The 24,462-nt window shown below is 64.7% G+C and carries 26 protein-coding genes; 16 read left to right on the top strand and 10 right to left on the bottom strand.

From position 1 onward, the window contains the following. Window positions 1-241 precede the first annotated feature (241 nt). Window positions 242-1,093, top strand: coding sequence for a MurR/RpiR family transcriptional regulator (locus tag E3T31_RS13510; protein WP_134469172.1), 852 nt, complete (start codon window positions 242-244; stop codon window positions 1,091-1,093). Between the two features lie 54 nt (window positions 1,094-1,147). Beyond that, entirely contained in the window at window positions 1,148-1,216 is a 69-nt protein-coding gene (locus E3T31_RS18775) for a hydroxyisourate hydrolase (protein WP_370304607.1), read from the top strand. An 89-nt stretch (window positions 1,217-1,305) separates the two neighbouring features. Here E3T31_RS18775 and E3T31_RS13500 read toward each other — a convergent pair whose 3' ends face one another. The 3 genes from E3T31_RS13500 to E3T31_RS13490 form a co-directional block, all read right to left on the bottom strand. Beyond that, on the bottom strand, window positions 1,306-2,622 hold the full coding sequence (locus E3T31_RS13500; protein ID WP_241977917.1) for an amidohydrolase family protein: 1,317 nt from the start codon (window positions 2,620-2,622) through the stop codon (window positions 1,306-1,308). Window positions 2,623-3,135: 513 nt separating this feature from the next. After that, on the bottom strand, window positions 3,136-6,099 hold the full coding sequence (locus tag E3T31_RS13495; protein ID WP_134469168.1) for a molybdopterin-dependent oxidoreductase: 2,964 nt from the start codon (window positions 6,097-6,099) through the stop codon (window positions 3,136-3,138). Then, a complete protein-coding gene (locus E3T31_RS13490) occupies window positions 6,096-6,911 on the bottom strand; it encodes an FAD binding domain-containing protein (protein ID WP_134469166.1) in 816 nt (271 codons plus the stop codon). Before E3T31_RS13490 ends, E3T31_RS13495 begins: the two co-directional genes overlap by 4 nt. A 209-nt stretch (window positions 6,912-7,120) precedes the next feature. Here E3T31_RS13490 and E3T31_RS13485 point away from each other — a divergent pair, with 209 nt between their 5' ends. Further along, window positions 7,121-8,614, top strand: a complete 1,494-nt coding sequence (locus tag E3T31_RS13485) for an NAD(P)/FAD-dependent oxidoreductase (RefSeq protein ID WP_134469163.1) — start codon at window positions 7,121-7,123, stop codon at window positions 8,612-8,614. Here the strand turns inward: E3T31_RS13485 and E3T31_RS13480 are convergent. Both E3T31_RS13480 and clpS read right to left on the bottom strand, forming a co-directional pair. Beyond that, entirely contained in the window at window positions 8,596-9,129 is a 534-nt protein-coding gene (locus tag E3T31_RS13480; RefSeq protein ID WP_134469161.1) for a DUF2017 family protein, read from the bottom strand. The two genes, E3T31_RS13485 and E3T31_RS13480, sit on opposite strands and share 19 nt — an antisense overlap. Further along, a complete protein-coding gene (gene clpS, locus E3T31_RS13475; protein ID WP_134443168.1) occupies window positions 9,126-9,410 on the bottom strand; it encodes an ATP-dependent Clp protease adapter ClpS in 285 nt (94 codons plus the stop codon). Before clpS ends, E3T31_RS13480 begins: the two co-directional genes overlap by 4 nt. A 109-nt stretch (window positions 9,411-9,519) precedes the next feature. Between clpS and E3T31_RS13470 the strand changes: the two genes are divergently transcribed. Both E3T31_RS13470 and sufU read left to right on the top strand, forming a co-directional pair. Beyond that, on the top strand, window positions 9,520-10,884 hold the full coding sequence (locus E3T31_RS13470; protein ID WP_134469159.1) for an aminotransferase class V-fold PLP-dependent enzyme: 1,365 nt from the start codon (window positions 9,520-9,522) through the stop codon (window positions 10,882-10,884). Then, window positions 10,881-11,420: a Fe-S cluster assembly sulfur transfer protein SufU gene (sufU, locus tag E3T31_RS13465; RefSeq protein ID WP_134469157.1), complete on the top strand. Its 540-nt coding sequence runs from the start codon at window positions 10,881-10,883 to the stop codon at window positions 11,418-11,420. Before E3T31_RS13470 ends, sufU begins: the two co-directional genes overlap by 4 nt. A 100-nt stretch (window positions 11,421-11,520) precedes the next feature. Here the strand turns inward: sufU and E3T31_RS13460 are convergent, their stop codons facing one another. Genes E3T31_RS13460 through E3T31_RS13445 form a run of 4 tightly spaced genes read right to left on the bottom strand, consistent with a single transcriptional unit; the run spans window position 11,521 to window position 14,790 of the window. Next, entirely contained in the window at window positions 11,521-11,925 is a 405-nt protein-coding gene (locus E3T31_RS13460; RefSeq protein ID WP_134469155.1) for a flagellar assembly protein FliW, read from the bottom strand. Continuing rightward, window positions 11,922-12,848, bottom strand: a complete 927-nt coding sequence (flgL, locus tag E3T31_RS13455) for a flagellar hook-associated protein FlgL (protein ID WP_134469153.1) — start codon at window positions 12,846-12,848, stop codon at window positions 11,922-11,924. Before flgL ends, E3T31_RS13460 begins: the two co-directional genes overlap by 4 nt. A gap of 3 nt (window positions 12,849-12,851) precedes the next feature. Beyond that, window positions 12,852-14,294, bottom strand: a complete 1,443-nt coding sequence (gene flgK / locus E3T31_RS13450) for a flagellar hook-associated protein FlgK (protein ID WP_134469151.1) — start codon at window positions 14,292-14,294, stop codon at window positions 12,852-12,854. Between the two features lie 10 nt (window positions 14,295-14,304). Continuing rightward, entirely contained in the window at window positions 14,305-14,790 is a 486-nt protein-coding gene (locus E3T31_RS13445; protein WP_092450676.1) for a flagellar protein FlgN, read from the bottom strand. Window positions 14,791-15,141: 351 nt separating this feature from the next. Between E3T31_RS13445 and E3T31_RS13440 the strand changes: the two genes are divergently transcribed. From E3T31_RS13440 to E3T31_RS13415, 6 genes are all read left to right on the top strand, one after another. Beyond that, window positions 15,142-15,978, top strand: a complete 837-nt coding sequence (locus E3T31_RS13440; protein WP_134469149.1) for a sigma-70 family RNA polymerase sigma factor — start codon at window positions 15,142-15,144, stop codon at window positions 15,976-15,978. A gap of 99 nt (window positions 15,979-16,077) precedes the next feature. Continuing rightward, window positions 16,078-16,413 carry a flagellin gene (locus E3T31_RS13435; protein WP_134469147.1) on the top strand — a complete coding sequence of 112 codons (336 nt, stop codon included), beginning with the start codon at window positions 16,078-16,080 and terminating at the stop codon, window positions 16,411-16,413. Between the two features lie 126 nt (window positions 16,414-16,539). Then, complete coding sequence (locus E3T31_RS13430) at window positions 16,540-17,205, top strand: maleylpyruvate isomerase family mycothiol-dependent enzyme (protein WP_134469145.1); 666 nt, start codon at window positions 16,540-16,542, stop codon at window positions 17,203-17,205. 134 nt (window positions 17,206-17,339) lie between these two features. Then, a complete protein-coding gene (locus tag E3T31_RS13425) occupies window positions 17,340-17,603 on the top strand; it encodes a nucleotidyltransferase family protein (protein WP_134469144.1) in 264 nt (87 codons plus the stop codon). Window positions 17,604-17,923: 320 nt separating this feature from the next. Beyond that, window positions 17,924-19,054 carry a flagellin gene (locus E3T31_RS13420; protein ID WP_134469142.1) on the top strand — a complete coding sequence of 377 codons (1,131 nt, stop codon included), beginning with the start codon at window positions 17,924-17,926 and terminating at the stop codon, window positions 19,052-19,054. 390 nt (window positions 19,055-19,444) lie between these two features. Then, window positions 19,445-19,750, top strand: coding sequence for a GIY-YIG nuclease family protein (locus tag E3T31_RS13415; RefSeq protein WP_134469140.1), 306 nt, complete (start codon window positions 19,445-19,447; stop codon window positions 19,748-19,750). Window positions 19,751-19,851: 101 nt separating this feature from the next. Here E3T31_RS13415 and E3T31_RS17890 read toward each other — a convergent pair whose 3' ends face one another. After that, window positions 19,852-19,989, bottom strand: a complete 138-nt coding sequence (locus E3T31_RS17890) for a hypothetical protein (protein WP_166788506.1) — start codon at window positions 19,987-19,989, stop codon at window positions 19,852-19,854. 107 nt (window positions 19,990-20,096) lie between these two features. On the opposite strand from E3T31_RS17890, the gene E3T31_RS13410 reads away from it, so the two are divergent. From E3T31_RS13410 to E3T31_RS13390, 5 genes are all read left to right on the top strand, one after another. Continuing rightward, window positions 20,097-20,318 carry a helix-turn-helix domain-containing protein gene (locus E3T31_RS13410; protein ID WP_134469138.1) on the top strand — a complete coding sequence of 74 codons (222 nt, stop codon included), beginning with the start codon at window positions 20,097-20,099 and terminating at the stop codon, window positions 20,316-20,318. Continuing rightward, complete coding sequence (locus tag E3T31_RS13405; protein WP_134469136.1) at window positions 20,311-21,600, top strand: type II toxin-antitoxin system HipA family toxin; 1,290 nt, start codon at window positions 20,311-20,313, stop codon at window positions 21,598-21,600. Before E3T31_RS13410 ends, E3T31_RS13405 begins: the two co-directional genes overlap by 8 nt. A 581-nt stretch (window positions 21,601-22,181) precedes the next feature. Further along, on the top strand, window positions 22,182-23,528 hold the full coding sequence (gene fliD / locus E3T31_RS13400; RefSeq protein ID WP_134469134.1) for a flagellar filament capping protein FliD: 1,347 nt from the start codon (window positions 22,182-22,184) through the stop codon (window positions 23,526-23,528). An 11-nt stretch (window positions 23,529-23,539) separates the two neighbouring features. Next, window positions 23,540-23,968, top strand: coding sequence for a flagellar export chaperone FliS (gene fliS, locus E3T31_RS13395; RefSeq protein ID WP_174775289.1), 429 nt, complete (start codon window positions 23,540-23,542; stop codon window positions 23,966-23,968). Continuing rightward, on the top strand, window positions 23,961-24,374 hold the full coding sequence (locus E3T31_RS13390; RefSeq protein ID WP_134469130.1) for a hypothetical protein: 414 nt from the start codon (window positions 23,961-23,963) through the stop codon (window positions 24,372-24,374). The genes fliS and E3T31_RS13390 overlap by 8 nt, the downstream gene beginning before the upstream one ends. The last annotated feature ends 88 nt before the right edge of the window (window positions 24,375-24,462 follow it).

The raw sequence follows: 24,462 nt of genomic DNA, 5'->3' as shown, positions 1-24,462 counted from the left end.
CGATTTTCAGGCCCAGGATGGTAAACGCTCGAAAGCCTGGCACACTCGCGACGGACAACTCGAGACAGTGGGAATGATTCTCTCAGAGCGGGCCCGCTGGGGCTGTGCCTGGTCCACCTGGAGCTCGTGGACGCGTTCACCTGGCTACCGGGTTTTAATGCTGCGACAGGCCCATAACGCGCCGGAAACCTCCGCTGCCTAAACTGGCCACCTGAAACTTTGGTTTCACCATGCCGAGGGAGTGAAACACATTTCCAGCCTTCCGATCAACCCGCCAGCGAGGCTTCTCATGGGTCCGGGCCCGATCAACGCCGCTCCCCGGGTGCCGCGCGCCGTGGCTGTGGCCGAACGCATCGCGCGTTCCGGCCGCGCCCTGCCGTTCGCGCTCGAAGTCGTCGCGTTCGGCGATGAGGAGGGCACCCGGCTCGGCTTTCAGGATTCGGCCGAGGTGCGCGAACACGCGCGTGCCCTGCGCCGCAACGGCGCCCCGGTGGGTGGGCCGGGAGCATCCGCTGGAACGCCGTCGCGCCTCGCGGCGCACCTTGCGGGGGAGCAGGAGAACCTGCGGCAGCTGCTGCAGAATCTCGAAGACGGCCGGCTGGATGCCGCGGCGCGGCTGATCGCGCACGCCGGCAACGTCGTCGTGATCGGGCTGCGCAACAGCTCCCCGCTCGCCCTGCACCTGCGTCAGCAGCTCGCCCAGGCCTGCGACAATGTGCGGCTCGCGCCGCTGCCCGGGCAGTCGATCGGTGAGGACCTGGCCGGGCTCGGCGCGCACGATGTCGTCGTATTGTTCGGATTCCGGCGCCGCACGGCCGGGTTCGGGCAGCTGGTCGCGGCGATCGAACGGCGCGGGATTCCCCTCGTGCTGATCGCCGACTCCTCCGCCCGGCGGTACGCCGACGGCGCCGCCGTCTGGCTCGAATGCCCGATCGACAGCGCCAGCGCATTCGACAGTTATGCCACCGCGATGAGCCTGATCCACCTGCTCGCGACCGGCGCCATGGGAGCGCACGTGCGCGTGACCCGCACCCGCATCGCGGCCATCACCAGCATCTACGACGATCTCGACGAACTCGAGGCGCCGTGGTGAGCAAATTGGGCCCCCTGCTGACTCTCGCCGCCCCAGCGCTCTGCGACCGCCGACGTGTCAGAGCACTATCACGTGCCCCTGCTGCTCGCCCCGTTCGCGTACTCCACCTATCGCGGTAGCTGACCCGTGCCGAGCCGTGAGGCTTGGCGTCAAAATCACGAAGAATGGGCTGAAACTCACGGCTCGACGAGCGGATGCGCCACCCGACTCGACTACTCCACCCTCACCCGGCGGCCACGAACGTAAACCCCGGTGATCGCGGGCTCGCGCAGGGCGAGCAGCAGCGCGAACAGGGTCTGCTCGGCGGCCAGTACCGCGTCGTCGGCGCGCACGGCGTTCGCCAGCACGAGTGCGAGCGGTTCCCAGCGGTCCGGGTCGATCAGCAGAAAGTCCGCATCCTTGCCGAGGTCGAAGTTGCCGAACCGGGCCTCCATATCGAGCGCGCGGGCCCCGGCGAGTGTGCCGGTGAACAGCAGCGCGGCCGGGTCGAGTGCCACTCCGGCGTCGCCGGGCTCGGACAGGTGCGATTTGTAGCAGTCGTTGAGCACCCGCGCGACGAGCCATTCGTCGCCGCCACCGACATCCGTTCCAATCGCGACGTTCACCCCGAACCCGGTCGTGCGCCGCCACGGCATTGTGCCGGAGCCGAGGAACGCCTGCGAGGTCGGGCAGTGCGCGATCGACGTGCCGGTGTCGGCGAGGCGGGCGAGCTCCGAATTCTGGCAGTGCACGGCGTGGGCGAGGATGCTGCGGCGGCCAAGCAAGGATGAGCCGCCGCGGGCGGAGCCCGGCAGGAAGCATCCATCGTAGGTGTCGAGGTAGGTTTTCGTGCCGAACACCGAGCGCACCGCGTCGATCTCTCCCGTGCCCGGCCGGTCGTTCTCGTTGAGGTGACTGTGAAAGTACACGCCTCGCCCGCGCACCGAGTCGTAGAGCTCGCCGAGGCCTGCGAGGGTTGTCGGCGTCACCGACAGACTGAACCGGGGCACGATCGCGACCTGCAGCAGCGCGGTCTGGGCGTTACCGGTGTCGACGGCGTGCCAGCGGTCGATCTCGGCCGCCGTGAGCTCAAGAGCCGCCTGCTCGCTCGTGACCAGCGCCTTGGCGGAGTCGGTGCCGACGGTCTGGATGCCGCGCCCGCTCACCAGGCGAAGGCCGGCCTTCTGCGTTTCTTCGAACAGGGCGTCCTGCGCCGGCGCAAACGCCGAGCCGAACACGAGGGCGCTGGTCGTACCGACGGATGCCCGCCGCCGCGTGAAATCGCGCGCCACCTGCCGGGCAAAACCCGGGTCTTCCAGCCGCGACTCGGCCGGGAAGACGCACTCGTCGAGCCATTCGAGCAGCTGGCCGCCACCGTAGGCATCCGTTGTGTAGGTCTGTGGAAAATGAATGTGAGTGTCGACGAAACCCGGCAGAATGAACCCGGTTCGGGTCACCGGCAGTGCAGTGAACGCGGCCGGCAGCTCGTTGAAGGGGCCGACCCAGGCGATCGTGCCGTCGTCGGCCGTGACGAGGGCCCCGTCGGGCACCGAAACGAGCTGCGAATGGGCCTGCGCAACTGTGGGAGCGTCGGCTATGTGAAAAATGTGGCCGCAAAAGACCGCACTACCCCTTGATTCGTACATATCTACGGATATTATCGTGTTCCGGCGTCGAAATCGGCAATTTTGACCGGTTGCGGCGAGATTTCTGGTTGTTCTGCCGGTATGTTCTCGACCAGCCCGGTATGCGAGTCCCAGGCCGGCGCGGTGTCTGCAACGTGCCACGGGAGCCTGTTTTCACCCTACTGAAATCGGATTCATCCCATTCGAGGGTTTGGAAACTTGCCTGACACGCCGCGTGATCCCGCCGAAATATGCGGCCCGGCAGGTCGCGGGAGTGCTGCCCCGCGTTCGTCGAGATTGCGTCGGTTGGTCGTATGGTGATCTCGGCGAGCTCGATCAGCGAGATGGTCGGCACGCGCGGGTGGGCCGCCTGTCCGGTGGCCGTGACCGCCATCGACTGGCGCGAGCTACCCTGCGCGAGCCGGGCCGCGCATCCGCTCAGCCGTGCAGCAGACGCCAGATGCGGTCGCGGGACATGGGCAACTCGGTCGGACGGATGCCGATCGCGTCGCGTATCGCATTGGCCAGCGCCGGCGCGACCGGGTTGAAGGTTGACTCGCTCATCGACTTGGCACCGAAAGGCCCGAGCACGTCGTGGCTTTCGGCGAAGTACACCTCGGTGACCGGCAGATCCACGAGCTGGGGCACGTGGTAGTTGCGCAGCACCCGCGTCGTCACCGCTCCGGCGCCGTCGAGCACGATCTCTTCGAACAGGGCGGTGCCGAGCGCCTGCGCGACTCCGCCCTCGATCTGTCCGCGACACTGCTCGGGGTTCATCACGAAGCCGGCATCGGCGGCCTGGATCGACTGCAGAATGCGCACCTCGCCGGTGTCGGTGTTCACTGCCACTCGAAACGCGTGCACGTTGAAGGCGAGCGAGCGCAGCGCTCCGTCTTCGCGGCGCATCGCTGTGAGGTCGACGTCGTTGGCCGCGGCCCAGGCTGCGAGGTCGTCCAGGGTGACGACCGTACCCGTCGCACGCAGCCCCTCCCGTTCAAGCTGCCAATCCACCTCACCGAGACCGCTGCACGATGCCGCTGCCCCGACCAGGGACTCGGCCAGCGCGGTCGCCGCGGCGAGCACGGCCTTGCCGGCGACGACGACCCCGGCCGAGCCGAACGCGCCGGAATCGTAACCGGCAGCATCCGTGTCGGAGTGCACCAAATCGATGCGGTCGACAGACGTGTGCAGCGCCGTCGCCGCGATCTGCGCGTGCACGGTCGTAGTGCCGTTGCCGAACTCGGTCGTGCCGACCCGCACCAGATAGCGTCCGCCAGCGAGTAGCTGAACGGATGCCTGCGAGCGGTGGCCGCGTGGCGGCGTGGTCGCGATCATCGACGACGCCATGCCGGAGCCGACTTTCCACTGAGCACCGACCGGAACGACGGACCGGTTGCCGCGCCCCAGCGCCGACTCGGCGAGGTCGAGGCACTGGTCGAGGCCATAGCTTCCGAAAACGAGGTCGGGCCCTTCCTCGTGCGTGACCACGAGCGGGTCGCCGGGCTGCACCGAATTGAGTCGGCGCAGTTCGAACGGGTCCATCTCGAGTTCCCGGGCCAGGTCGTCGAGCGCGCTTTCGATCGCGAAGATGATCTGGCCGAGGCCGTAGCCGCGGAAGGCGCCCGACGGCGGGTTGTTCGTGTAAACGCTCTGGGCATCCACTCTTTTGTTGGGCACGTTGTAGAGCGCGACGGACTCACTCGTGCCGTGGAACATCACGCCCGGGCCGTGGTTGCCATAGGCGCCGGTGTCGGCGAGCACGCCCAGTTTCAGGGCGGTGAGGCGGCCATCGGCCGTGGCGCCGAGGGTCACGTCGATCGCAAACGGATGCCGCACCGGGGCGATCGTGAGCTCGTCGGTGCGGGTGAATTCGTACTGTACCGGCTGGCCGGTACTGAGCACCGCGAGGGTGACGAGGTCTTCGGTGAGCAGCTCCTGCTTGCCGCCGAAACCGCCGCCGACCCGGGCCGTGAACACCCGCACGCCGGCCGGGTCGAGGTCGAACAGCCGGCAGATCTCCTTCTGAACCAAAAACGGAACCTGCGAGCTCGTGCGCAGCACCAGCCGGTCGCCGTCGATCCAGCCGATCGTGCCGTGGGTTTCGAGGTGGGTGTGCGAAATACGTTGGGTCTGCCAGCTGCCCGAGATAACGGTGGTCGCCTCGGCGAGTCCGGCCGCAACGTCACCGAATTCGCCGTGCAGTTCGGCGACGAGGTTGCGCCCCGGGTCGGCCAGTCGCGACACGACCGGGTCCTTGTCGCCGTGCACCAGCGGGGCACCCGGCAGAGCAGCCAGCCGAGGGTCGAATACGGCATCGAGCAGCTCGTACTCGACGTCGATCAGTCGGCAGGCGGCCTCGGCGATCGCGACCGAATCGGCGACGACCGCTGCCACGCGCTGCCCGCGAAAGCGCAGGGTCTGGTCGAAGACCAGGGTGTCGTCGGGGTCGTCGAACCGGCTCTCGTGCCGCGCGGTCGAAAACAGGGTCGTGGGGGAGTCGGCATGGGTGAGCACGCGGTGCACCCCGGGCAGCCTGGCCGCTTTCGACGCATCAAGAGAGCGGATGCGCGCGTGCGCGTGCGGACTCCCGAGCACCGCGAGGTGCAGCAGTCCGGCAACGGAAACGTCGAGAGTGTACGGCTCGAGCCCGCTCACGACGCGCTCCCCGGCGATCGCGCCGGCGGAGGTGCCAACCGGGCCGATCGTGCGGCTCGTGGTGGAGTGGTCCGTCGTGGACTCGCTCGTCGCGACCCGTCCGGTCGAGGCCGATCCGGTCGAACCCGCACCAGCCGAAGCCGGTTCGGGAGTGGCCCGGCCGGTCGTGCGCACCGGTCCGAGGCTGGACGTTTCGGCGTGCTCGCGCTCCGGGGCGACGTGGCAGGAGCCCGCCGGCGGGGTGTGCTGGCCGCGAATGGCGTCATTGATCGAACGGTAACCGGTGCAGCGGCAGAGGTTTCCCTTGAGCAGGCGGGGAAGTTCGTCGGGGTCGGTGCTGAAGCTGGCGTCGACGCCGTTTGCACGGGTGGTGTCGGCATCTGCTTCGATGGCGGCGGCGGTGACGACCATGCCGGGTGTGCAGAAGCCGCACTGAAAGCCGGCGGCGTCGACGAAGCGCTGCTGCACCGGCGCGAGGTTGCCGGGCTGGCCGAGGCCGGCCGCGGTCGTGATCTGCTTGCCGGCTGCACGGTAGGCCGGGTAGATGCAGGAGTGCACGGGCGTGCCGTCGACCTGAACCGTGCAGGCGCCGCAGTCGCCGGTGTCGCAGCCCTTCTTCACCTCGAAGTGTTCGTGGTCGCGCAGCAGGGTGCGCAGGCACTGGCCGGGTTGGGGCGTCGCCTCGACCGGGCTGCCGTTGACCTCGAAAATGACCGTGCCGACCGTTGCGACCCGTTCCAGCGTCATGCGAGACCTCCAACAAGTTCAGCGCGAATTTCTTCGCCGAGCAACAGCCCCATCGCGCGTCGCCAGTCGGCGGCGCCGTGGGCATCCGTGAACCAGCAGTCGATCGCGGCAATATCGCCGGCCAGCACCTCGGCGGCGGGTAGCTCCGGGTACCGCAATTGCACCGGATGCAGCGTCGCCGCCGTGACCGTGAGCACGAACAGACCGTCGGCATCGAGCCGCCCGGCGAGCACCGCGCCCGAGCGTCCGAGCGGCGACAGGGCAATCTTGCGATACGCCGTCTGCGACTGCAACGCGGCGAGCGGAACGTGAATAGAGCGCACCACATCACCGGGTGCGAGCACGTTGGTCATGTTTCCCGTGACAAACGAACGGGCCGGCACGACCTCATCGCGCTCACCAGCACGCCAGACCAGAACCTCCGCGTCGAGCGCGACGGCGAGAGTGATCATGGGGCCAGCCGGCAGAGAGGTGGCCAGGTTGCCGCCGACCGTGGCGACGTTCCACACCTTGAACGAACCGAACAGGGCCGTGCAGCATTGGTAGAACAGCGGATGCGCCGCCCACCCCGGCTGCATCGGTAACCGGGAGAGTTCAGCGACGGTGCAGGTCGCGGCAATGGAGAGACCGTCCCCGGTAATGGTGAGAGCCGCCCAGCCGAAGGTGTGCAAATCGATCAGACCGGTGAGGTGAGCTCGCGGGTCGGCGAACAGCTCCGATCCTCCGGCCAGCGGCAGCACGGTCGGACCGAGCGCGGCGAGGTCGCTCCGCTGTCGAGCGGAGGTGACGTGTGTCACAGTGCTGAGGTCCATGGGTCTCCGTCGCGGGCCGAGTCGAGCCGTGCGTGCGACCTTGAGCACACGGTAATAGTGGGTGCACAGAGTAGGCTACCGCACACTCTGCCCACCAAACTGAACCCACCATGATGATGAGATTTCGTGTAGAAACGGGGTGTCGGCACCGGTTGATTCCCAGCCGACGCTGTCAGGATTTAGGCACCTTTCGACGGTGGGAGACAGAGATGACTACGACCCCAATCTTCGCGCACACGAAGTCAGCCGCCAACCCGGCTCCCGATTCACGCGTGCTCGGGCGCGACCATTTCGACGTCGTCGTGATCGGTGCCGGCCCGGCCGGAGCCGCTGCAGCCCTGCGCGCCGCCGAGCTTGGAGCATCCGTCGCCATCTGTGAGGCTGATCGCCTGGGGGGCACGTGCGTGAACACCGGATGCGTGCCGACTCGCGTACTCGCCAAAACCGCAAGACTCATGCGAGAGATCCGAACGGCCGACGCTTATGGCATCTCCGTGACTGAACGTCCCATCGACTGGCCCGCCACGGTCGCCCGAGTACGGGAGACCGTGGACCGGGTTCGTTCCATGAAGGGTGAGGCCACCCGATTTGCCGATGCCGGCGTTCACCTCATCCTGGAGGGGCGCGCCCGCTTTGTGGATGCCTTCACGCTCAAGCTCGACACCGGGCGCACAATTTCGGCCGACGCTGTCGTGGTGTGCGTGGGAGGTCATTCTCGCCGTCTGCCGGTGCCGGGAGCTGAACTGGCGGTAGTGCCCGAACACGTGCTCGACCTGCCTCGAGTTCCCGATCGGCTGGCGGTTATCGGCGGCGGCAACACCGGCGCACAACTGGTCACCGTGTTCAATTCTTTCGGTTCAACCGTGACGCTGCTCGACGTGGCCGACCGGGTACTCGCCACCTCCGATGAGTCCGTCTCGCAGGCCGTCGCGGAGGCCTTCGTCGAACAGGGGGTCGCCGTCCACCTCGGCATTGACGGTGTCGCCGGGCTCGATCGTGCCGCGGACGGCTCGATCACGCTGACCTGGCGCGAGCACGGGCGCGACGTGTCAGGCAGCTTCGACGCCGTGATCATGGCAACCGGCTGGCCAGCGGATGTCGACGACCTGGGTCTAGAAGCAGCCGGCGTCGTTACGAGCCGATCGTCTATCCCTGTCGATGCGTATTTTCGCAGTTCGGTGCCGCACATCTTCGCCGTCGGCGATGCCAACGGCCGGGACATGCTGGTGCAAGCTGCACAGTCCGAGGGAGAGGCGGCAGCCGAGAACGCCGTTTTGGATGCCAACCGGCGAACCGCGCACCATTTGCTTCCGGCGGGTGGGTTCACGGATCCCGATTACGCTGGCGTTGGCCTGTCCGAGGTGGAGGCCCGGCGTCGCGACGAGCTGTGTGTGGTGGCGGTGGTACCGTTCTCGCGGCTGGATCGTGCTGTGATCGACGATCGCCAACGTGGATTTCTCAAACTCATCACCGATCGTCGGCGTGAGCTCATTCTGGGTGCTCACTCGGTCGGTGAGAACGCCGTGGAGGTCATTCAGTCGGTCACCACGGCGATGGCTGCCGGAATCGACGTGGCCACGCTGGCCAAAGTGCGCTTCGCTTACCCGACCTACAACGCCGTGATCGGTATCGCTGCCCGAGATCTGTTGGCCGAGTACGCCGATGGGTCAGCTCGTCGCCGAGGTCACACGTCGATCGCGTAGACGAGTTCTTCCTGAAGCATGCCAAGCCAGTCATAAAGTTCGCGCAAAAATGGTGCGTCTTCACCCTCGAGGTGGACGACTCCGTCGGCGGAGACCTGCAACCGGTCGGCGAGCGTCAGCCGTAGGTCGGTGAGGCTGCGCAGCCAGGCCTGCACGGCATTGGGGTCGAGGCTGATGGTGACCGGTTGATGTTCCTCGTCGTCCGTTTCGGTCTCGTCCCGTTCCGTTCCGAGGGTATCCAACACAATCTGGGCGTTGTGCTCTTTGCGTTCGAGCAGGCCGGGCGCTGTGAAGCGACGAAATTCTGCCGCAGCCTCATCGTCGTCACGGTAAGCGTCGGGCAGCAGGCGGACGAAGACACCGTCGCTGCCGGCGAGCACGGGGTCGGCGGCGCCGGCATCGAGCATATCGATCAGTTGGCTGGTGGCCAGACGCAGCAGATCAACCTCGATCGCCTCGAATCGTGCGAGCAGGATACCGGAGACGTGCGGGGTGAACCGCCTCAGGCCGCTCATTCGTCAGCCTTGGCCAGGGTCGCCCAGAGTCCGTAGCCGTGCATGGCTTCGACGTGGCGTTCCATCGATTCGCGATTGCCGGTGGCCACGACGGCCCGACCGGTGTTGTGGACCTGCAGCATGAGACGTTCGGCCTGCTTCGGGGTGACCCCGAAGTAGCTACGAAAAACGTAGGCGACGTACGACATGAGATTGACCGGGTCGTCCCAGACCAGCGTCACCCACGGTCGGTCGAGTAACACGTGCTCGCGTAGCTCCGTGTGTTCGGCAGTCTTGGTCACCCCTTAAGCCTCACACGCCGCCGCGGAGTTTTCCACCGTACACGCAGACTTCCCGTGCAGATGTGCCCGCGCGGTGCCCAGGTTCGGGGAGAGGCAATATCCTTGATGTATGACGTCTTTTGCACCATCGTCCGCCGTTACACCAACCGGAACTCCCGCAGCTGGTTCCCAGCACCCCGAGTTGGCCCCACTGACCAACATTGACGTTGAACGCATTCGCAACGACTTTCCGGTGCTGCATCAGGTGGTGAACGGGCATCCGCTCACCTATCTCGACTCCGGGGCAACCTCGCAGAACCCGATCAGCGTGATGGAAGCCGAGCAGGAGTACTACGAGCAGCGTAACGCCGCCGTGCACCGCGGCGCCCACACGCTCGCCGTCGAAGCGACCGAGGGGTTCGAAGCCGCCCGCGAGAAAGTCGCTGCGTTCGTCGGCGCCCAAACCGACGAAATCGTCTGGACCTCCAACGCCACCGAAGCCATCAACCTTCTGGCCTACAGCTTCTCCAACGCCTCGCTCGGCCTCGGCGGCCCGGCCGCCCGCCGGTTCAGCCTCGGCGCCGGCGACGAGATCGTGGTTACCGAGATGGAGCACCACGCCAACCTCATTCCCTGGCAGCAACTCGCGCTGCGCACCGGCGCCACGCTGCGCTTCATCCCCGTGCTCGATGACGGCACCCTCGACCTGCTCGACGCAGCGAACATTGTCGGCCCCCACACGAGGCTCCTCGCCTTCACGCACGGCTCGAACGTCACCGGAACCCTGAACCCGGTCGCCGAACTCGTCGCGCTCGCCCGCAAAGTCGGCGCCCTCGTCGTGCTCGACGCCTGCCAGACCGTGCCGCACCTGCCGGTCGACGTTGCGGCGCTCGATGTGGACTTCGCAATGTTCTCGGGTCACAAGATGCTCGGCCCCACGGGCATTGGGGTGCTCTATGGCAAGGCCGACCTGCTCGCCGATATGCCGCCGTTCCTCACCGGTGGGTCGATGATCACCACCGTGAACATGCAGACCGCCGAGTTCTTGGCGCCGCCGCAGCGTTTTGAGGCCGGCACTCAGCGCATCTCGCAGGCGATCGCGTTGGCCGCGGCCGTTGACTACTTGCGGGAGACCGGCATGGATCGGGTCGCAGCGTGGGAGGCGCAGCTCGGTCAGCGCCTCGTGGCGGGGCTGGCCGAAATTCCCGGAGTGCGCCTGCTCGGCCCCGGGCTCGGCGTGGAACGGCTCGGACTAGCCGCCGTGGATGTCGCCGGTGTGCACGCGCACGACGTTGGCCAGTTTCTCGACGACGCCGGCATCGCCGTGCGGGTCGGCCACCACTGTGCCCAGCCGCTGCACCGTCGACTCGGCGTGACCGCCTCGACCCGGGCGAGCACTTACCTCTACAACACCACTGATGAGGTCGACCTGTTTCTGGCTACCCTCGCTGAGGTCGCGCCCTTCTTCGGGGTCAGCACGGGAGTGCGCCGATGAGCGACCTGCAGCAGCTCTACCAGACGATCATTCTGGAGCATTCCAAGGCCCGGCACGGAGCGGTCGCCCTCACGCCGCTGGCCGACGCCGTAGCGCTCGGCGCGGCGAGCGGCCTGCGCGTGGCCGAATCACACCAGATCAACACGACCTGCGGTGACGAGGTGACGCTGCGCGTGTCGCTCGGCGCGGGTGCTTCTGCCGAAACGGATGGCGCTGACTCGGCCGGTGGCGCGGAAACAGCTGCGAGTGCCACCGTGGCCGACCTGGTCTGGGCCGGGGAGGGCTGCTCGATCTCGCAGGCATCCGCTTCGATTCTGACGGACACACTGCGCGGCCTCAGTGTGACCGAGTCCCGCGCTCTGCTCGACAACTTTCGCGAGATGCTGCGCTCGCGCGGCAAGATCGAACCCGACGAAGAGATTCTCGGCGATGCGGCCGCGTTCGGGGGAGTCTCGCGTTATCCAGCCCGGGTCAAGTGCGCGATGCTGCCGTGGGTAGCGTTCGAGGCCGCCCTGATCGAGGCCGAGTCGCGCTAGCTGACCGCGCTACCCGCGAGGTGCCATCTTTGGCCCCATGAATCCATTTCAAGGGGCGAAAAAATGGCACCTCGCGCAGAAAGCTGGGTGCGCGGAGGAATCAGGCGGCGAGAGCCCCGAGCTCGGCGCGCAGCGGCCAGTCCTGGCCGTCGAGAATGACCTGGGCGCAGATGCCGGTCAGCGCGTTGACCACGATTGGAGCCATCAGGTTCACCGTAGTCGCCTCCTCGCCGGGGTTGACCACGACGAGCACGATCGCATCGGCCGCCTCCGTGATCGACAGCGCATCGGACTGCTCGCTCGAGATCACCGGGGAGTAGTCGGGCAAATAGACCCCGGCGTCGAGCACGAACATGCGCGTCTCGGCCTCGGCCTCGGCTTGCAGGGAGTACAGCCCCGCAGCGCCCTCGATCTCGCTGAGACGAAAGTCCGTGTGCGGATCGAGCCCGGGCGGCGGAGTAACGAAGCTCAGCAGGGGGCTGACCAGAAGCGAAGAGGAGCTCATCGGAGAAAGTCCATCAGTGTGGGCTGCAGCACCTTGGCGGTGACAGCGAGGGCGGATTGGTAGGAAACCTGTTGCAATTGCAGTTCGAGCACAATCTGGGTGAGGTCGACGTCTTCGAGTCCAACGCGTTGGGTCTCGAGCGCCCCGGTCTTGCTCAGCAGGTTCTCCTGCGCGCGTTCGACTTGCACCTGGCGGGCACCGATGGTGGCCCACTCGCTCGTCATCTTGCCCATTCGGGTATCGATATTTGTGAGGTGGCTGCTGACCGTAGCGCCCGTGGTCGAGGTGCCGCGCAGGCTCGCGATGACATCGTCCAGCAGATCGAAAACGGATTCCCCGGCGCTCCCACCGAAAATCGCCGCACCATCGCCATCCACTCGAACCGTCGTGTCGGCGCTGATGCGCCGTTCGACGGGGCTGTTGGGTACGCCGCTTCCGCTAACGCCGGTGTAGGACAAGATCCCGGTATCAGGATCAGCAACGAAGGCTGCCTTAGCGTCGGAATTGCCCGCGAACACGCTGCGCCCCACATAGGTGGTGTTCGCCTGGGTGAGCAGCTCGGCCTTGAGCCCCTCGAGCTCAACCGCGATGGCTTCCTTGGCGGTGGCGTTGATGGCACCGTTGGTACCCTGCACCGTGAGGTCGCGCACCCGAATCATGATGTCGCTCGTCGCCGACATGGCGGAGTCGATGGTGGTGAGCCAGTTGTCGCCGTCGTTGGCGTTGCGGCTGTACTGGCCGGTCGCGGCCTGCTCGGCACGCACGGCGAGAGCGGATGCCGCAGCGGTCGGGTCGTCGGACGACCGATTGATGGCCTTGAGCGTGCTGGCCTGTTCCTGCAGCTTGGACAGTTGCGCCATGTTGTCCTGCAGGTTGCGCTGGGCCGCGCGCATCTGGGTCTGGCCGGTGACACGAGTGATCATGATTTACCTTCCTACCAGTCCGGTGCGGTTGATCAGAGTATCGAGCATTTCGTCCACGGCCGTCAACACCCGGGCAGCGCCCTGGTACGCGGTCTGGAACATGAGCAGGTTCACGTTCTCTTCGTCAAGGTCGACGGAGGAGTTGGCGAGCTGCTGGCTGGAGGCGTAGGTGGCTGTCGTGCTGGCCAGGTTCGCCTGCTGCAGCTCGGACTGGGTGGCGACAGCAATGGTCGAGACGAAGTCGGACCAGGTCGCATTGGGGGAGACGACAGGGTTTCCATCGACGTCGACAGCCTTGCCTGCGCCGAGCTGGGCGATCTGGTCGGCGATGGTTCCGTCATAAGTGCCGCCACCATAGACGTCTCCGGCGACGACGTCTGATCCTTTCAAGGGAATGACGCTCAGGCCCAGAGCGGCTGGTTTCGTCCCGTCGATGGAGAAGAAATTGCCCGGTGAGGCGTCCGTTGCATCCCGGCCGGTCGAATAGATCTCGTTGACCCTGGTCTTGAGCTCCGTGGCGAAGCCGTTGTAGCCATCCGCTGCCCGCTTAAAGTCACCCGTGGGCGCCAACAAAGTCAATGCCCCAGCAATCTCGCCACCGTCAACGACTACGTCAGATGTGCGCGAGTCATCCGCCCACGCCAAGGTCACTTTGGTTCCGGCCATCGCATCGTCAAGGGTCGTGCCGCCAGACACCTTCAGCGCACTGGCCGTCCCGCCACTCACGAGCGCGTTGCCGCCAATCAGAACGTTGACCGTTCCGTCACTCTGCGCGACAACGGATGCCCCGGTGAGCGCCGAAATCGTCGTCGTCAGCAGTTCGCGCTGGTCGAGCAGCTCGTTGGCGCTGCCGCCGGTGGCGAGCGTCGTGCGAATCTGCACGTTGAGGGCGGCCACCTGGCTCGCCGCGGTGTTGAGCTCGGACACCATGCTGCCGAGGTCGCCGCGTACCGAGGAGTACTCGGTGCTGACCGCCTGGTAGCCCTGGGCGATCATGGTGGTCAGTTCGCCGGCAGTAGAGAGGAGCAGCGCGGCGGGAGTGGCCGAATCCGATCCGTTGGAGAGTTCCTGCCAGCCCGCCCAGAATTCGTCGAGCTTGGCCGAGATACCGTTCTCGCCGGGCTCGTTGAGCGAGGTCTCAATGCTGCTCAGGGAGTTGGCGCGCACCGCGGTGTAGCCGGCGGCCGCTGCGGAGTTGCGCACGTGGGCATCCAGCTGGGCGTTGCCGAGGCGGGCGATTCCGTCGACGGAGACACCCTCGCCCACGCGCAGGCCGCCCGTGAGCTGGCCGGTTTCGGCCAGGCTGCCGACGGCCGAAGTAGTCACCCGCTGGCGGGTGTACCCGACCGTGTTGGCGTTGGAGATGTTCTGCCCGACAACGTCGAGACCTTTTCTGGCCGCGACGAGTCCCGAGTAGGCCGTGTTCAGACCGCTGAAGGTACTCATCGCGGCTTCCTCACAGGTTTCGGTCGAAGATTCGGGCGTTCGTCACGGGGGCGCCGGTCGCCCCGCTCGCGTTGTAGGTCTTGGCGCCGACGTTCGCGCTGGCCATGGTCTCCTGGGTCGACCGAGCTGCGTTACGAATGAAGCGTTCGTTGGAGTCGCGCAACTCTTTGATCTGCGCGGTGAGATCGCCCATGGCCTTGAGGTGGGCAGCGAAGATTTCGCCCCACGGACCGGTCGGCGCATTGGCGACGAGCTCGCGCAGGGTCGAATCGTCCTGCGTTCCCCACTGGGTAGCGAGGGCGGCGACTTCGACCGAGCGACCGAGGCCGGCCTCGCGCACCAGGTTCAAGACCTGTTCGACCTCGCGGGTGGCGTGCTGGAGCCAGCGTGACTTGCCGCCCTGCAGCAGCAGTTGTTCCTCTTCGAGCTTGAACACCAGCAGTTCCAGGAGTTCCCGTTCGCGCCAGAGCAACGCTGAGAGTTCATTGGCGCCCATGAGTCCTCCAACCACCTTTATCGGTCTAGTTCGGCGCCTACCCACGTAGATGCAGCGATTCCGTCAATCCCACTCTCGGCCGGTCACCCGAAAGCGTTAGAAAAAGAGTTCGCAATTCACGAAAACTCCAACAGTTTGCCGCAGTGATGTTGCCTAAATGCCGAACCACAGCTTCCGGAACGTGCTAATCCCCACTTCGAGGGACAGCAAATTGGCCAAATGGGCAAAGAAGTGCTACCCATTTACCCTTTTCTGGGGTAGATTGGGCATCGCAGGCCGTGGGGTCTATCGCATGTGTTGCATGTGCGGACACATTTTGACAGGTAGTGAAATAATTCTGGGGGCCGGCTTGTGAATAGAACTGAGCGCAATGCCCTCGTCGTCGAGAACCTTCCGCTCGTTGGATACCTGGTATCCGAGGTCTGGGCCAAGGCTCGTCATCTGTCTCGCGATGATCTGGCCTCCGCCGGTTCTGTCGCCCTCATCACTTCAGCGGATGCCTTCAATTCAGATCTCGGCGTTCCCTTCGGCGCCTTCGCTCGCCGTCGCATCATCGGTGCTTTCGCCGACGAGATGCGTTCCAACGACTGGGCCACCCGCACCGCGCGTCGCCGCATCAAGGAAACCCTCTCCGTGCAGGACACGCTGTCCGCAGCTCTCGGTCGCACGCCCAACGTCGAAGAAGTTGCCGCCGCGCTCGGTGTCGATCGCGAGACCGCCGCTGCTGGCCTCTCCGATGCTGCCCGCACGTTGTCCACTCTCGACGACACCACCGCCGAATTTCTCGTGGCCGACACGGCCATGCCCGAAGCTTCGTTGCTCTCCGATGAGCGACTGGTCTACCTGCGCGCTGCTATCGCGGCTCTGCCTGAAAAAATGCGCGAGATCGTCGAGCAGGTCTACTTCGACGACCGATCGGTCAAAGAGATTGCAGCCGACCTGGGTACCACCCACTCGGCCGTGTCTCAGACCCGAGCCGAGGCCATCCGCTTGTTGCGTGATGGCCTGGGCACCCACTACGCCGATGACACCGAGGCTGAGTATCAGCCGGAGTCGCGCATCGCACCAGCCCGTCGCAGCGCCTACCTCGCTCGACTGGCCGACCTAGCAGCCGTGGGCATGACCCGCGCGGTGCGAGGCCCACTCCCAGGGGTTGCCTTACCCGAGGTCGCGGGCATCGCGTCCTGACCCCCGCAGTACCAATTCACTGCCTAGTTTCACCTCACCAAACAGCACCGGCCCACGGACGGGCCGGCGTGACAATCACCTCTCACGGAAGAAAAAATCATGAGTATTCAGGTCAACACTTCGAGCTCCGCTTCGACTGCCCTGCGCAACCTGGCAGCGTCGCAAAGCAGTCTCGCTCAGCCAACCGTCGCCCTCTCGGGCGGAATTCGAGACCGCGTCGTTACCGACACCGTCGAATTCGACGGCAAGGTCTCCCAGGTCGCGACCGAGAACAAGATCGCCGCCAGTACGCCTCTGCGCGACGGCGAGATGGCCGCGCAAATGAGCAAGCACACGCAGGAGAATATCCTCGCGCAGCCGGGAGTCGCTATGTCGGCCCAGGCCAACCAGTCCAACTCCGACGTGCTGCAGCTGCTCGAGCCAGCCCGTAAGTAGTCGTCGCGGCCGCTCCAGCGGCTGCGGTGTTTTGCCTGCCCCGTCGACTTCGGTCGGCGGGGTTTTGGTGTTCCTGGGCCTGGTATTTCTGAGTGCTACCGATCACTGTCGTCTACGCTGAATGACATGGCCGACTTGTCGAAATACCTACCGCTCAGTCAGCGACGTGTCGGTGACGAATCCGGCGCGAACTCGAACTGGCGCGCCTTTCTCGTGTCCACTCTCACGGCCACCGCCGACCTGCTTGTGGAGCTTACTGCCGAGCAGTGGGAGACGCCGAGCCTCTGTGCGGGCTGGCGGGTTCGGGATGTCGCCGGCCACGTCGTCTGGCGGGTTGGCAGCTCGAACCGGCAGCTGGTTAGCACCGCGGCCCGCGCCTATCTTGGGCACTTCATCAATCCCAACCGAGCGATCGACGTACTCAGCCGCGCCGCGGCAGAAGCGCCCCCGGCCGAACTCGTCGCGCAGATCAGGCAGATCGCCGCGGACAAGGCTGCCGGCTACGGGCGCCACGGCATTACCGAACTCACCGAGGCCGTAGTGCACGGCCTTGACCTGGCGCATCCGCTCGGCCTCAAGCTGCCGGTGGCGCCGCCGGTATCCGGCGCGGTAGCCCTGCGTCAGAGCTTGATCGCGCCGACAGCGATCAAGGCCATACTGTGCGCTCGCACGCTGGTGGCGACGGATGCTGACTGGCGCGTCGGCCGCGGCCCCGAGCTCGCCGGAACGGCAGAGGAGCACTTGCTGTTCCTGTTCGGCCGCCCCGGCGGCTCATTTGCAAGGCCGCTCTAGAATTTCAATCAAGAGCTGGCGACGCGACAGGAAGCAGCGAGAGAATCACGGATGGCCGCGGCTGGCCTCCGAGGTCAGGGTTTCACGCTGGCTGACGTCGGTGCCGTTCTCGGTGTGAGCGCGATCGAGACGCAATCCGTGCCATCCTTGCCGCCTACTGTGTTTCTGAGGCTGGCGTGTTCGGTTCCGAGGCCCGACGCGACGACTCGCCGTTCTCCGACTTGGACCTCATCGTGCGGTTTGATGACGGAAAGCCTCGTGATCTCGTTGGCCTGTCCGATGCCCTCAGCCGGTTGACCGGCCTCCAGGTGGATGTCGTGGACCACGAAGCCGTGTTCGCCCGCGCACAGTCAACGGGTATAGGCCAAACAATTCTGCGCGACACCGTTCCATTGTGAACGTCTCTGACGCCGAGGCTGTTATGGCATTGCACTCCGAGCTGGATTCCGCCATGGAGCTCCGATCGGATGCCTGGGTTGCACAGTGACTGGCGCATCCAACTCGCGGCTGAGGGGATCATTGCGCGCATTTCTTGAGCTTCGCGCGCCCCCGCGCGATTTGTCTTCTGGGCAGGGGGGTCGGCGCGGGGGCGGCAAATAGAAAGTTTCGACAGAAACTCTGGGAGGGCTTCTTACCGGGGCCGGGATTGGGCCGATAGCTCATGGTGCTGGCCCATGGATGGGCCGGCGTACTTTGACCCAATCACGGAGGATTCACCATGGGCATGCAGGTAAACACAAACATTGCGGCGAATAACGCTTACCGCAACCTCGCGACAACACAGAACGACCTTTCCAAGTCGCTGGAAAAGCTGTCCAGCGGCCTGCGCATCAACCGCGCCGCGGATGACGCAGCTGGTCTCGCAATCTCCGAAGGCCTGAAGTCGCAGGTCGGTGGCCTCACGGTTGCTGCCCGCAACGCGCAGGACGGCATCAGCGTCATCCAGACCGCTGAAGGTTCGCTCAACGAGGTCACGTCGATCCTCCAGCGCGTTCGTGACCTCGCCGTTCAGGCCGGCAACGACTCGAACAACGCTGATTCACGTAAGGCAATCGGAACTGAGGTCACAGCGCTGACCAAGGAACTGAATCGAATCGCCGACTCGACGAACTTCAACGGTACGCAGCTCCTAGATGGCTCGAAGGTAGCCCTGAGCTTTCAGGTCGGTGCCAACTCGAGCGCAAGCAGCCAGATTTCCGTCGACCTCACCGGGGCGAACGTAAAGACGATTGCGGGAGCTATTGGCACGACGAACGTCGGAACGTCCTTCACGGACCCGGCGAACGCCACGGCCGCAAACGTTGCGCAGACTTTCACGGTTACAAACCCTGATGGTTCGACCACTGGCGTTACTACTGCGGCACTCGCTACTACAGCAGGCACGCCCGCTGAGGTCGCTGCTGCGCTAAACAAGGATGCCAAGTTCGCTGGCAGCATGGTCGCTTCGTTGGATTCAAACGGAAAGATCAACGTCAAGGCTCTCAATGGTGGAACTGTTGCGTCGTCGACGCTGGCCGGTGGCGCTGCCGGTCCGGCCATCTCGTCCGGCCTGGATTTCTCGAGCGCTGCAAGTGCAGCGGCCGCAATCACACTCATCGATACGCAGATCAACAAAGTATCCACCGCTCGCGCGTCGCTCGGTGCAAACCAGAACCGCTTCGAGAGCGTCATCAAGAACCTGGCCGTCTCGAAGGAGAACCTCACCGCTGCCGGATCGCGTATTCGCGACACTGACATGGCTGAAGAGATGGTCAAGTACACCCGTGCGAACATCCTGTCGCAGGCTGGAACCGCCATGCTCGCGCAGGCGAACCAGTCCAACTCGGGCGTTCTGCAGCTTCTCCAGTAACACTGGTACAACCGAACAAACAGGTCGATTCTGACCTGAGCCTGGCCGCAGTCAAAGAGCGAATTAGACGTCGCTTCTCAGCTGCGGCCAGGCTATTTTTATGTCATTACTTCCGTTTGGTAGACATGGTCGCGTTGGTCGCTGGAGATCTCGGCAAGCTCGATCAGCGGTAGGGATGGGTGCCGCGTAGTGACTTGCGGGTGGATGCTGAGGGGGTCCGATTAGCGTGAGCCGGTCTCGGTATCGCACCCATCCCGTCGGTCGAGCTTGCCGAGACCAGCATTGACTGGCGGGAGCGGTCTCGGGAAGCCAGCCATTTTGCGTCCGCTGCAATGACCGGCCTGTGGATAACTTTTATGAGCCGGCCGGCACAGTGCCACTCTGAGGGACATGCCCTATGCGTACATGGTGAAGTGCTTCGACGGTACGTTCTATATCGGCAGCACGTGGAGTCTGGAGCGGCGGATCTGGCAGCACAACCACAGTAAGGACGAGGGTGGTGCCAGTTATACGGCTGCCCGCCGGCCGGTCGTGCTCGTCTACTTCGAGGAGTACGAGCTGATGATCGACGCTTACGGTCGCGAGAAGCAGCTGCAGAACTGGGGCCGCAAGAAGCGGGTCGCGCTCATGGAGGGCCGCATCGCCGATCTGGTCAAGCGGATGCCGCCAGACGTAGGCGGCCCGGCGGCTACCTGAGACAGATCGCGTTGGTCCATGGCGATCTCGACAAGCTCGATCAACGGGATGGGCGGGTTCATGGGACGGGTCGCGTTAACGGACTGGCATGGGTTTGCCCGTTACCGGCCAGTGAGGGCGGAGAGTCCACGTTCGATGTCTTTGTCGCCGACTGTCACGACGAGGTGCGGGTGGATGGCGCCAGCGGCCTCGAGGTAGTTGTGCAGGGTCGAGAGAAGAGCATCTCCGGTCACGCGCACAGATGCTCTGCTTGATGAATACTGCTAGGTATTCACGGCCTCCGCGACTACGATTAGGTAATCAGCACAGTTGTGAATACGAAATCGTATTCACGTAAGGAGTTAGCTTGCGAGCGCTTATCTCAACACCTGAAGACCTCGGCGACCTCGTGCGCCGCGTCAGGACCAGCCACGGCCTCACACAGCGCGAGCTGGCAGCCCGACTTGGTACCTCCCAGCGGTACCTTCACGAGCTCGAGGTCGGGAAGCCCAAGCGCGCTGATGCGCACTACTTTGACGTGCTCCACCGGCTGGGAATTCAGCTGACCGCTGAGGCTCCAGATGAGTGAACGCGACCTGCCCGTATATCTGTACGGAACCCATACTGGCGACCTCGTCGGCACTGGCCGTGGCGGGGTGAACCTCGACTGGTCCAAAGCTGCCGAAGACCGATGGCTCATCAACTCTCCAGTACTAAGCCAGTCGCTCCGTGTCGGAAGCAGCACACCAGAGCAGACCGCATCCTTTTTTGGCGCACTCATCCCTGAAGGCGCGAACCTTGACCGACTTGCAAACGAAATTCGTGTTCCCAGCAATGACCTGCTCGGGATCTTCAATCGAGTCGGGGCTGACCTCGCCGGGGCTCTGCGTGTCGGGGATGCTCGCGAGGCCACGGACCCGCAGGCGCTTGACGATGGTCAGATCGATGCACTTCTCGCCCGCGCATCGGGGTTTCTGGTTGGTGGCGGTGGGTCGGCTCTGCCGGGCTTTCAGCGCAAACTGACATTGACTCGGGACGACGGAGTTTGGGTACGTGGAAATGGCTCTATTCCGTCGACGCACATTCTGAAGCCCGTCAGCGACGAGGATCGGCGTGCTGTCGAGAACGAGAATTACACATTGGCTGTCGGACGCGAACTCGGGCTACTGAGCTTCGACTCCTGGGTGGAAACCATCGGCAGCAAGCATGTCCTCGTCATCGAAAGGTACGACCGGCGGCTGCAGGGAACAACGGTGGAGCGGATTCATCAGGAGGACTGCGCCCAGGCACTCGGGCTTCCCTGGGGAGGCAACGCGAAGTTCGAGCGTGACGATGAGCGAGCCTCACTCAGGTCAATTGCGAGTCTTCTCGACACCAAGCGCAGCGCCTTCTCCCCAGGGCGACCCGACGCCGAGCGGCTGCTGCGCTACGCAACCTTCAATGTTGCTGTTGGCAACACCGACGCACATGCCAAGAACTTCTCAATTTTGCATCATGAAGATGGCGGCACCGTTCTGGCGCCGCTATACGACGTGGCGCCGCTCGCACTCGGTTACGAAGCCAGCCAAGTGATGGCGATGTCGGTGAACGATGTCAAGCGGCTCGACGAAGTGACGGCCGGCGATTTAGTTGCCGAGGCTGAAAGTTGGGGCCTCGACGGGGCGCAATCACGCGCACTCGTTGAGGAAACCCTCGACTCTTTGGTCGAGGCAACGCGAAAGCTGAATTGTCACGCGTCCATTGCGGCTCACACGCCCGGGTACATCCGTGGTCAAGCTCAGAACCTGAGGGACGGATACCGCGCCCGGATTTCGTCGTCGATTCCGCTGATACTCCAGAAGTCGATTGGTACGCCGCGAACTGAGGGCTAATGCCCCTGGCCTCGAACGAGATATTCGACTGGTTGCGGGCGTGACCACTCAGGTCCAGGTCTGGAATCTCGAAATACCACCAATGGCCGTCCCGTCGCGGTGGGTCGAATGTCAGGTATACGCGTAAGCGCGCCCGAAACGGGTAGGCGCTACGACGGTTACCGTAGCGCGCACCGAAATGGGGCGCGCCCATCGCGCAGGGCTGGCTCGACGTCCAGATATCTGCACGGTTTTCTAACCTCGAGGCCCGCGCGGTCGATAGCTTATGGTGCTGGCCCATGGATGGGCCGGTGCAGCATCATTTGTTCATGGAGGACTCATCATTAGCGCGCACAGAGACACACATAGTGCTTGCCGCCAGGGCGTACGGCATTCGCCGAACCTTGGCCGCGGTGAAATCTTCATCAAAGCGGATGCCGCCCCCACGTTCACGACGCAGCATCCATCCCAGCCGGTGTATCACCAGAGCTGATCCACAATCTTGTATGGCGGAAGCGAACCGGCGAACTGGACCTCGCCCAACACCGCCGCCATACAGACCCCGTAGTAAATGATTGACCGAGCATCAGGAGAGGCACCCCATGTCGATGGCAGTCGATGGGCTCATCAGCGGTCTGGACACGACGTCCCTCATCAACTCCCTCATGACCCTCGAGGCTGGTCCCCAGAACCAGCTCAAGGCCAAGGTCACGAGCACGAACACGCTCATGACCGCCCTGCAGGGGCTGAATTCTCAGATCGCTTCCCTCGCGACCCTCGCCGCGAAGGCGACGGCGACCAATGCCCTGGACCTGTACTCGGCGAAGAGTAGCTCGACCGGCGTATCGGTGACGGCCGGGGCGTCCGCTACGGCCGGCTCGATCGACATTGTGGTCGACCAGCTAGCCAAGGCACAGGTCTCGGTTTCTGACGCCGTGTCGGTGTGGCCCGGATCGAATTTTTCCATTTTAGATGCGTCGGGCGTGGCGACAGCAATTGTCGCCGACTCGGCCAGTCTCGACGATGTCGTCACGGCCGTAAATGCGGCGGATGCCGGAGTGAAGGCCGTGAAGGTTGCTGCCGGGACCGATGGCAGCGGAAATGCGCTGTATCGCGTGCAATTCACCGCGACCTCGACCGGTGCGTCGAGCGCCTTTTCGTTTAAATATGACGCGGCCATCACGCCGCCTGGCATGACGCAGATCACGGCCGCTCAGGACGCCAAAGTGCGGCTCTGGGCCGGCAGTGGTGCGCAACAGACCATCACCAGCTCGACCAACACCTTCAGTGACCTGCTTCCGGGAGTGTCGGTGACGGCATCCGCTGTAGCAACCGAAGCCGTGACCGTGAGCGTGTCCCGCAACGATGCCGCGGTGAGCACGATCGCCTCCGACCTGGTGACCGCCCTCAACGGGGTGTTCGCGCTGATCTCGACCAAGAGCGCCGTGGTGAACAGCACCGACTCGAGCGGCAAGGCCATTTTGTCGGCCGGCGTGTTCAGCGGCGACAGCACGGTGCGCGACGTGAAGCAGCAGATTCTGAACGCTGCCAGCCAGCCGATCAACGGGCGTTCCCCGTCGGAGATCGGCATCAGCATCACTAAGAGCGGCACGATGGAATTCGACTCGGCCAAGTTCGCCACAGCCATGGCCGCCGACCCGGACTACGTGAAGAGCGTGCTCGCCACGATCGCCTCCCGGGTCGAAGCGGTCGCCGAGAACGCGTCGGACAAGTACGACGGCATGATCACGTCGAGAATCACCGGGCAGGAATCGCTCGTGAAGAGCCTCGGCACGCAGATCGACAGCTGGGATGTGAGGCTGGCCTCGCGGCGGTCGACCCTGGAGCGCACCTACTCGGCCATGGAAGTACAGCTCAGCAATATGAACGCACAATCCGCGTGGCTCACCGCCCAGGTGAGCTCACTGACCAGCTCGACGACGAAGTGATACCCATGACGATGACTGCAGCAACTCAGGCCCAGCGCTCGCGCTACAACCGCGACGCGGTGCTTTCGGCGACGCCGGTGCGCCTGCTCACCATGCTGTACGACCGCCTGCTGCTCGACCTGAACCGGGCCGAGGCCGCGCAGCTGCGCCAGGACTGGCAGATCGCGTCGGACAACCTGCTGCACGCCCAGGCCATCGTGTCTGAGCTGAGCACCTCGCTCAACGTTGAGGCGTGGGACGGCGGCGAGGGGTTGTTCTCCCTATATACCTATGCGTCGACGGCGATGATGAGCGCGAACACGAGCCGCAACGCGGAGCGCACCCGGGAGTGCATCGCCCTGCTCGAGCCGCTGCGGCAGACCTGGCACGAAGCGGCCGGGATGCTGCCGGCCGCGCCGGCCCCCGCGGCGCGCGTCGGCGGAATACTCGGCATTGGGTAACCTGTCGGCTTGGGAGGCGGTGCTCGAAGACCTGGAGCTGCGAGTGGATGCTGCGGCTCGGTCGATCACGGGCGTCACCGACGGCGGGCGGTCGGGTTCCGGCGTAGCCGGGTCGAGCGCGTCGGCTGGTTCTCTGGCGGTCTCGGCAAGCTCGACCAGCGAGTTTTTAGGTGCAAATGTTTTGGCAGCGGCAGACTCCGCCGCGAATTGGACGCCACCGCGGGGGCTCGGGGCCATTCCGGCGGAACTCGCGGAGCGCGTACGGGACCTGCTGCACAACCAGCACAAGCTCATTGGCGAACTGGAGACGGCGCGTAATTTGACCGCGAAGCACCTCGCCGCGGTGCGGGCGGTGCCGCCGAAGCGCGACGCGCGGGCATCCGTTTATCTCGACGTCGCCGGCTAAGAAGCTCGACAGAGCGGGCCTGAATTTCGGTCACGCGCCGGCTAAAAAAATGTATTGCAACAATTTCTGAAATCTTTCTGCAAAACTC

This window comes from Cryobacterium sp. TMS1-13-1 (genome assembly GCF_004403125.1).
GTDB classification, from domain to species: Bacteria; Actinomycetota; Actinomycetes; order Actinomycetales; family Microbacteriaceae; genus Cryobacterium; species Cryobacterium levicorallinum.
Note: the sequence above shows the minus strand (reverse complement) of the source record. Positions and strands in the feature narration are given on the sequence as shown.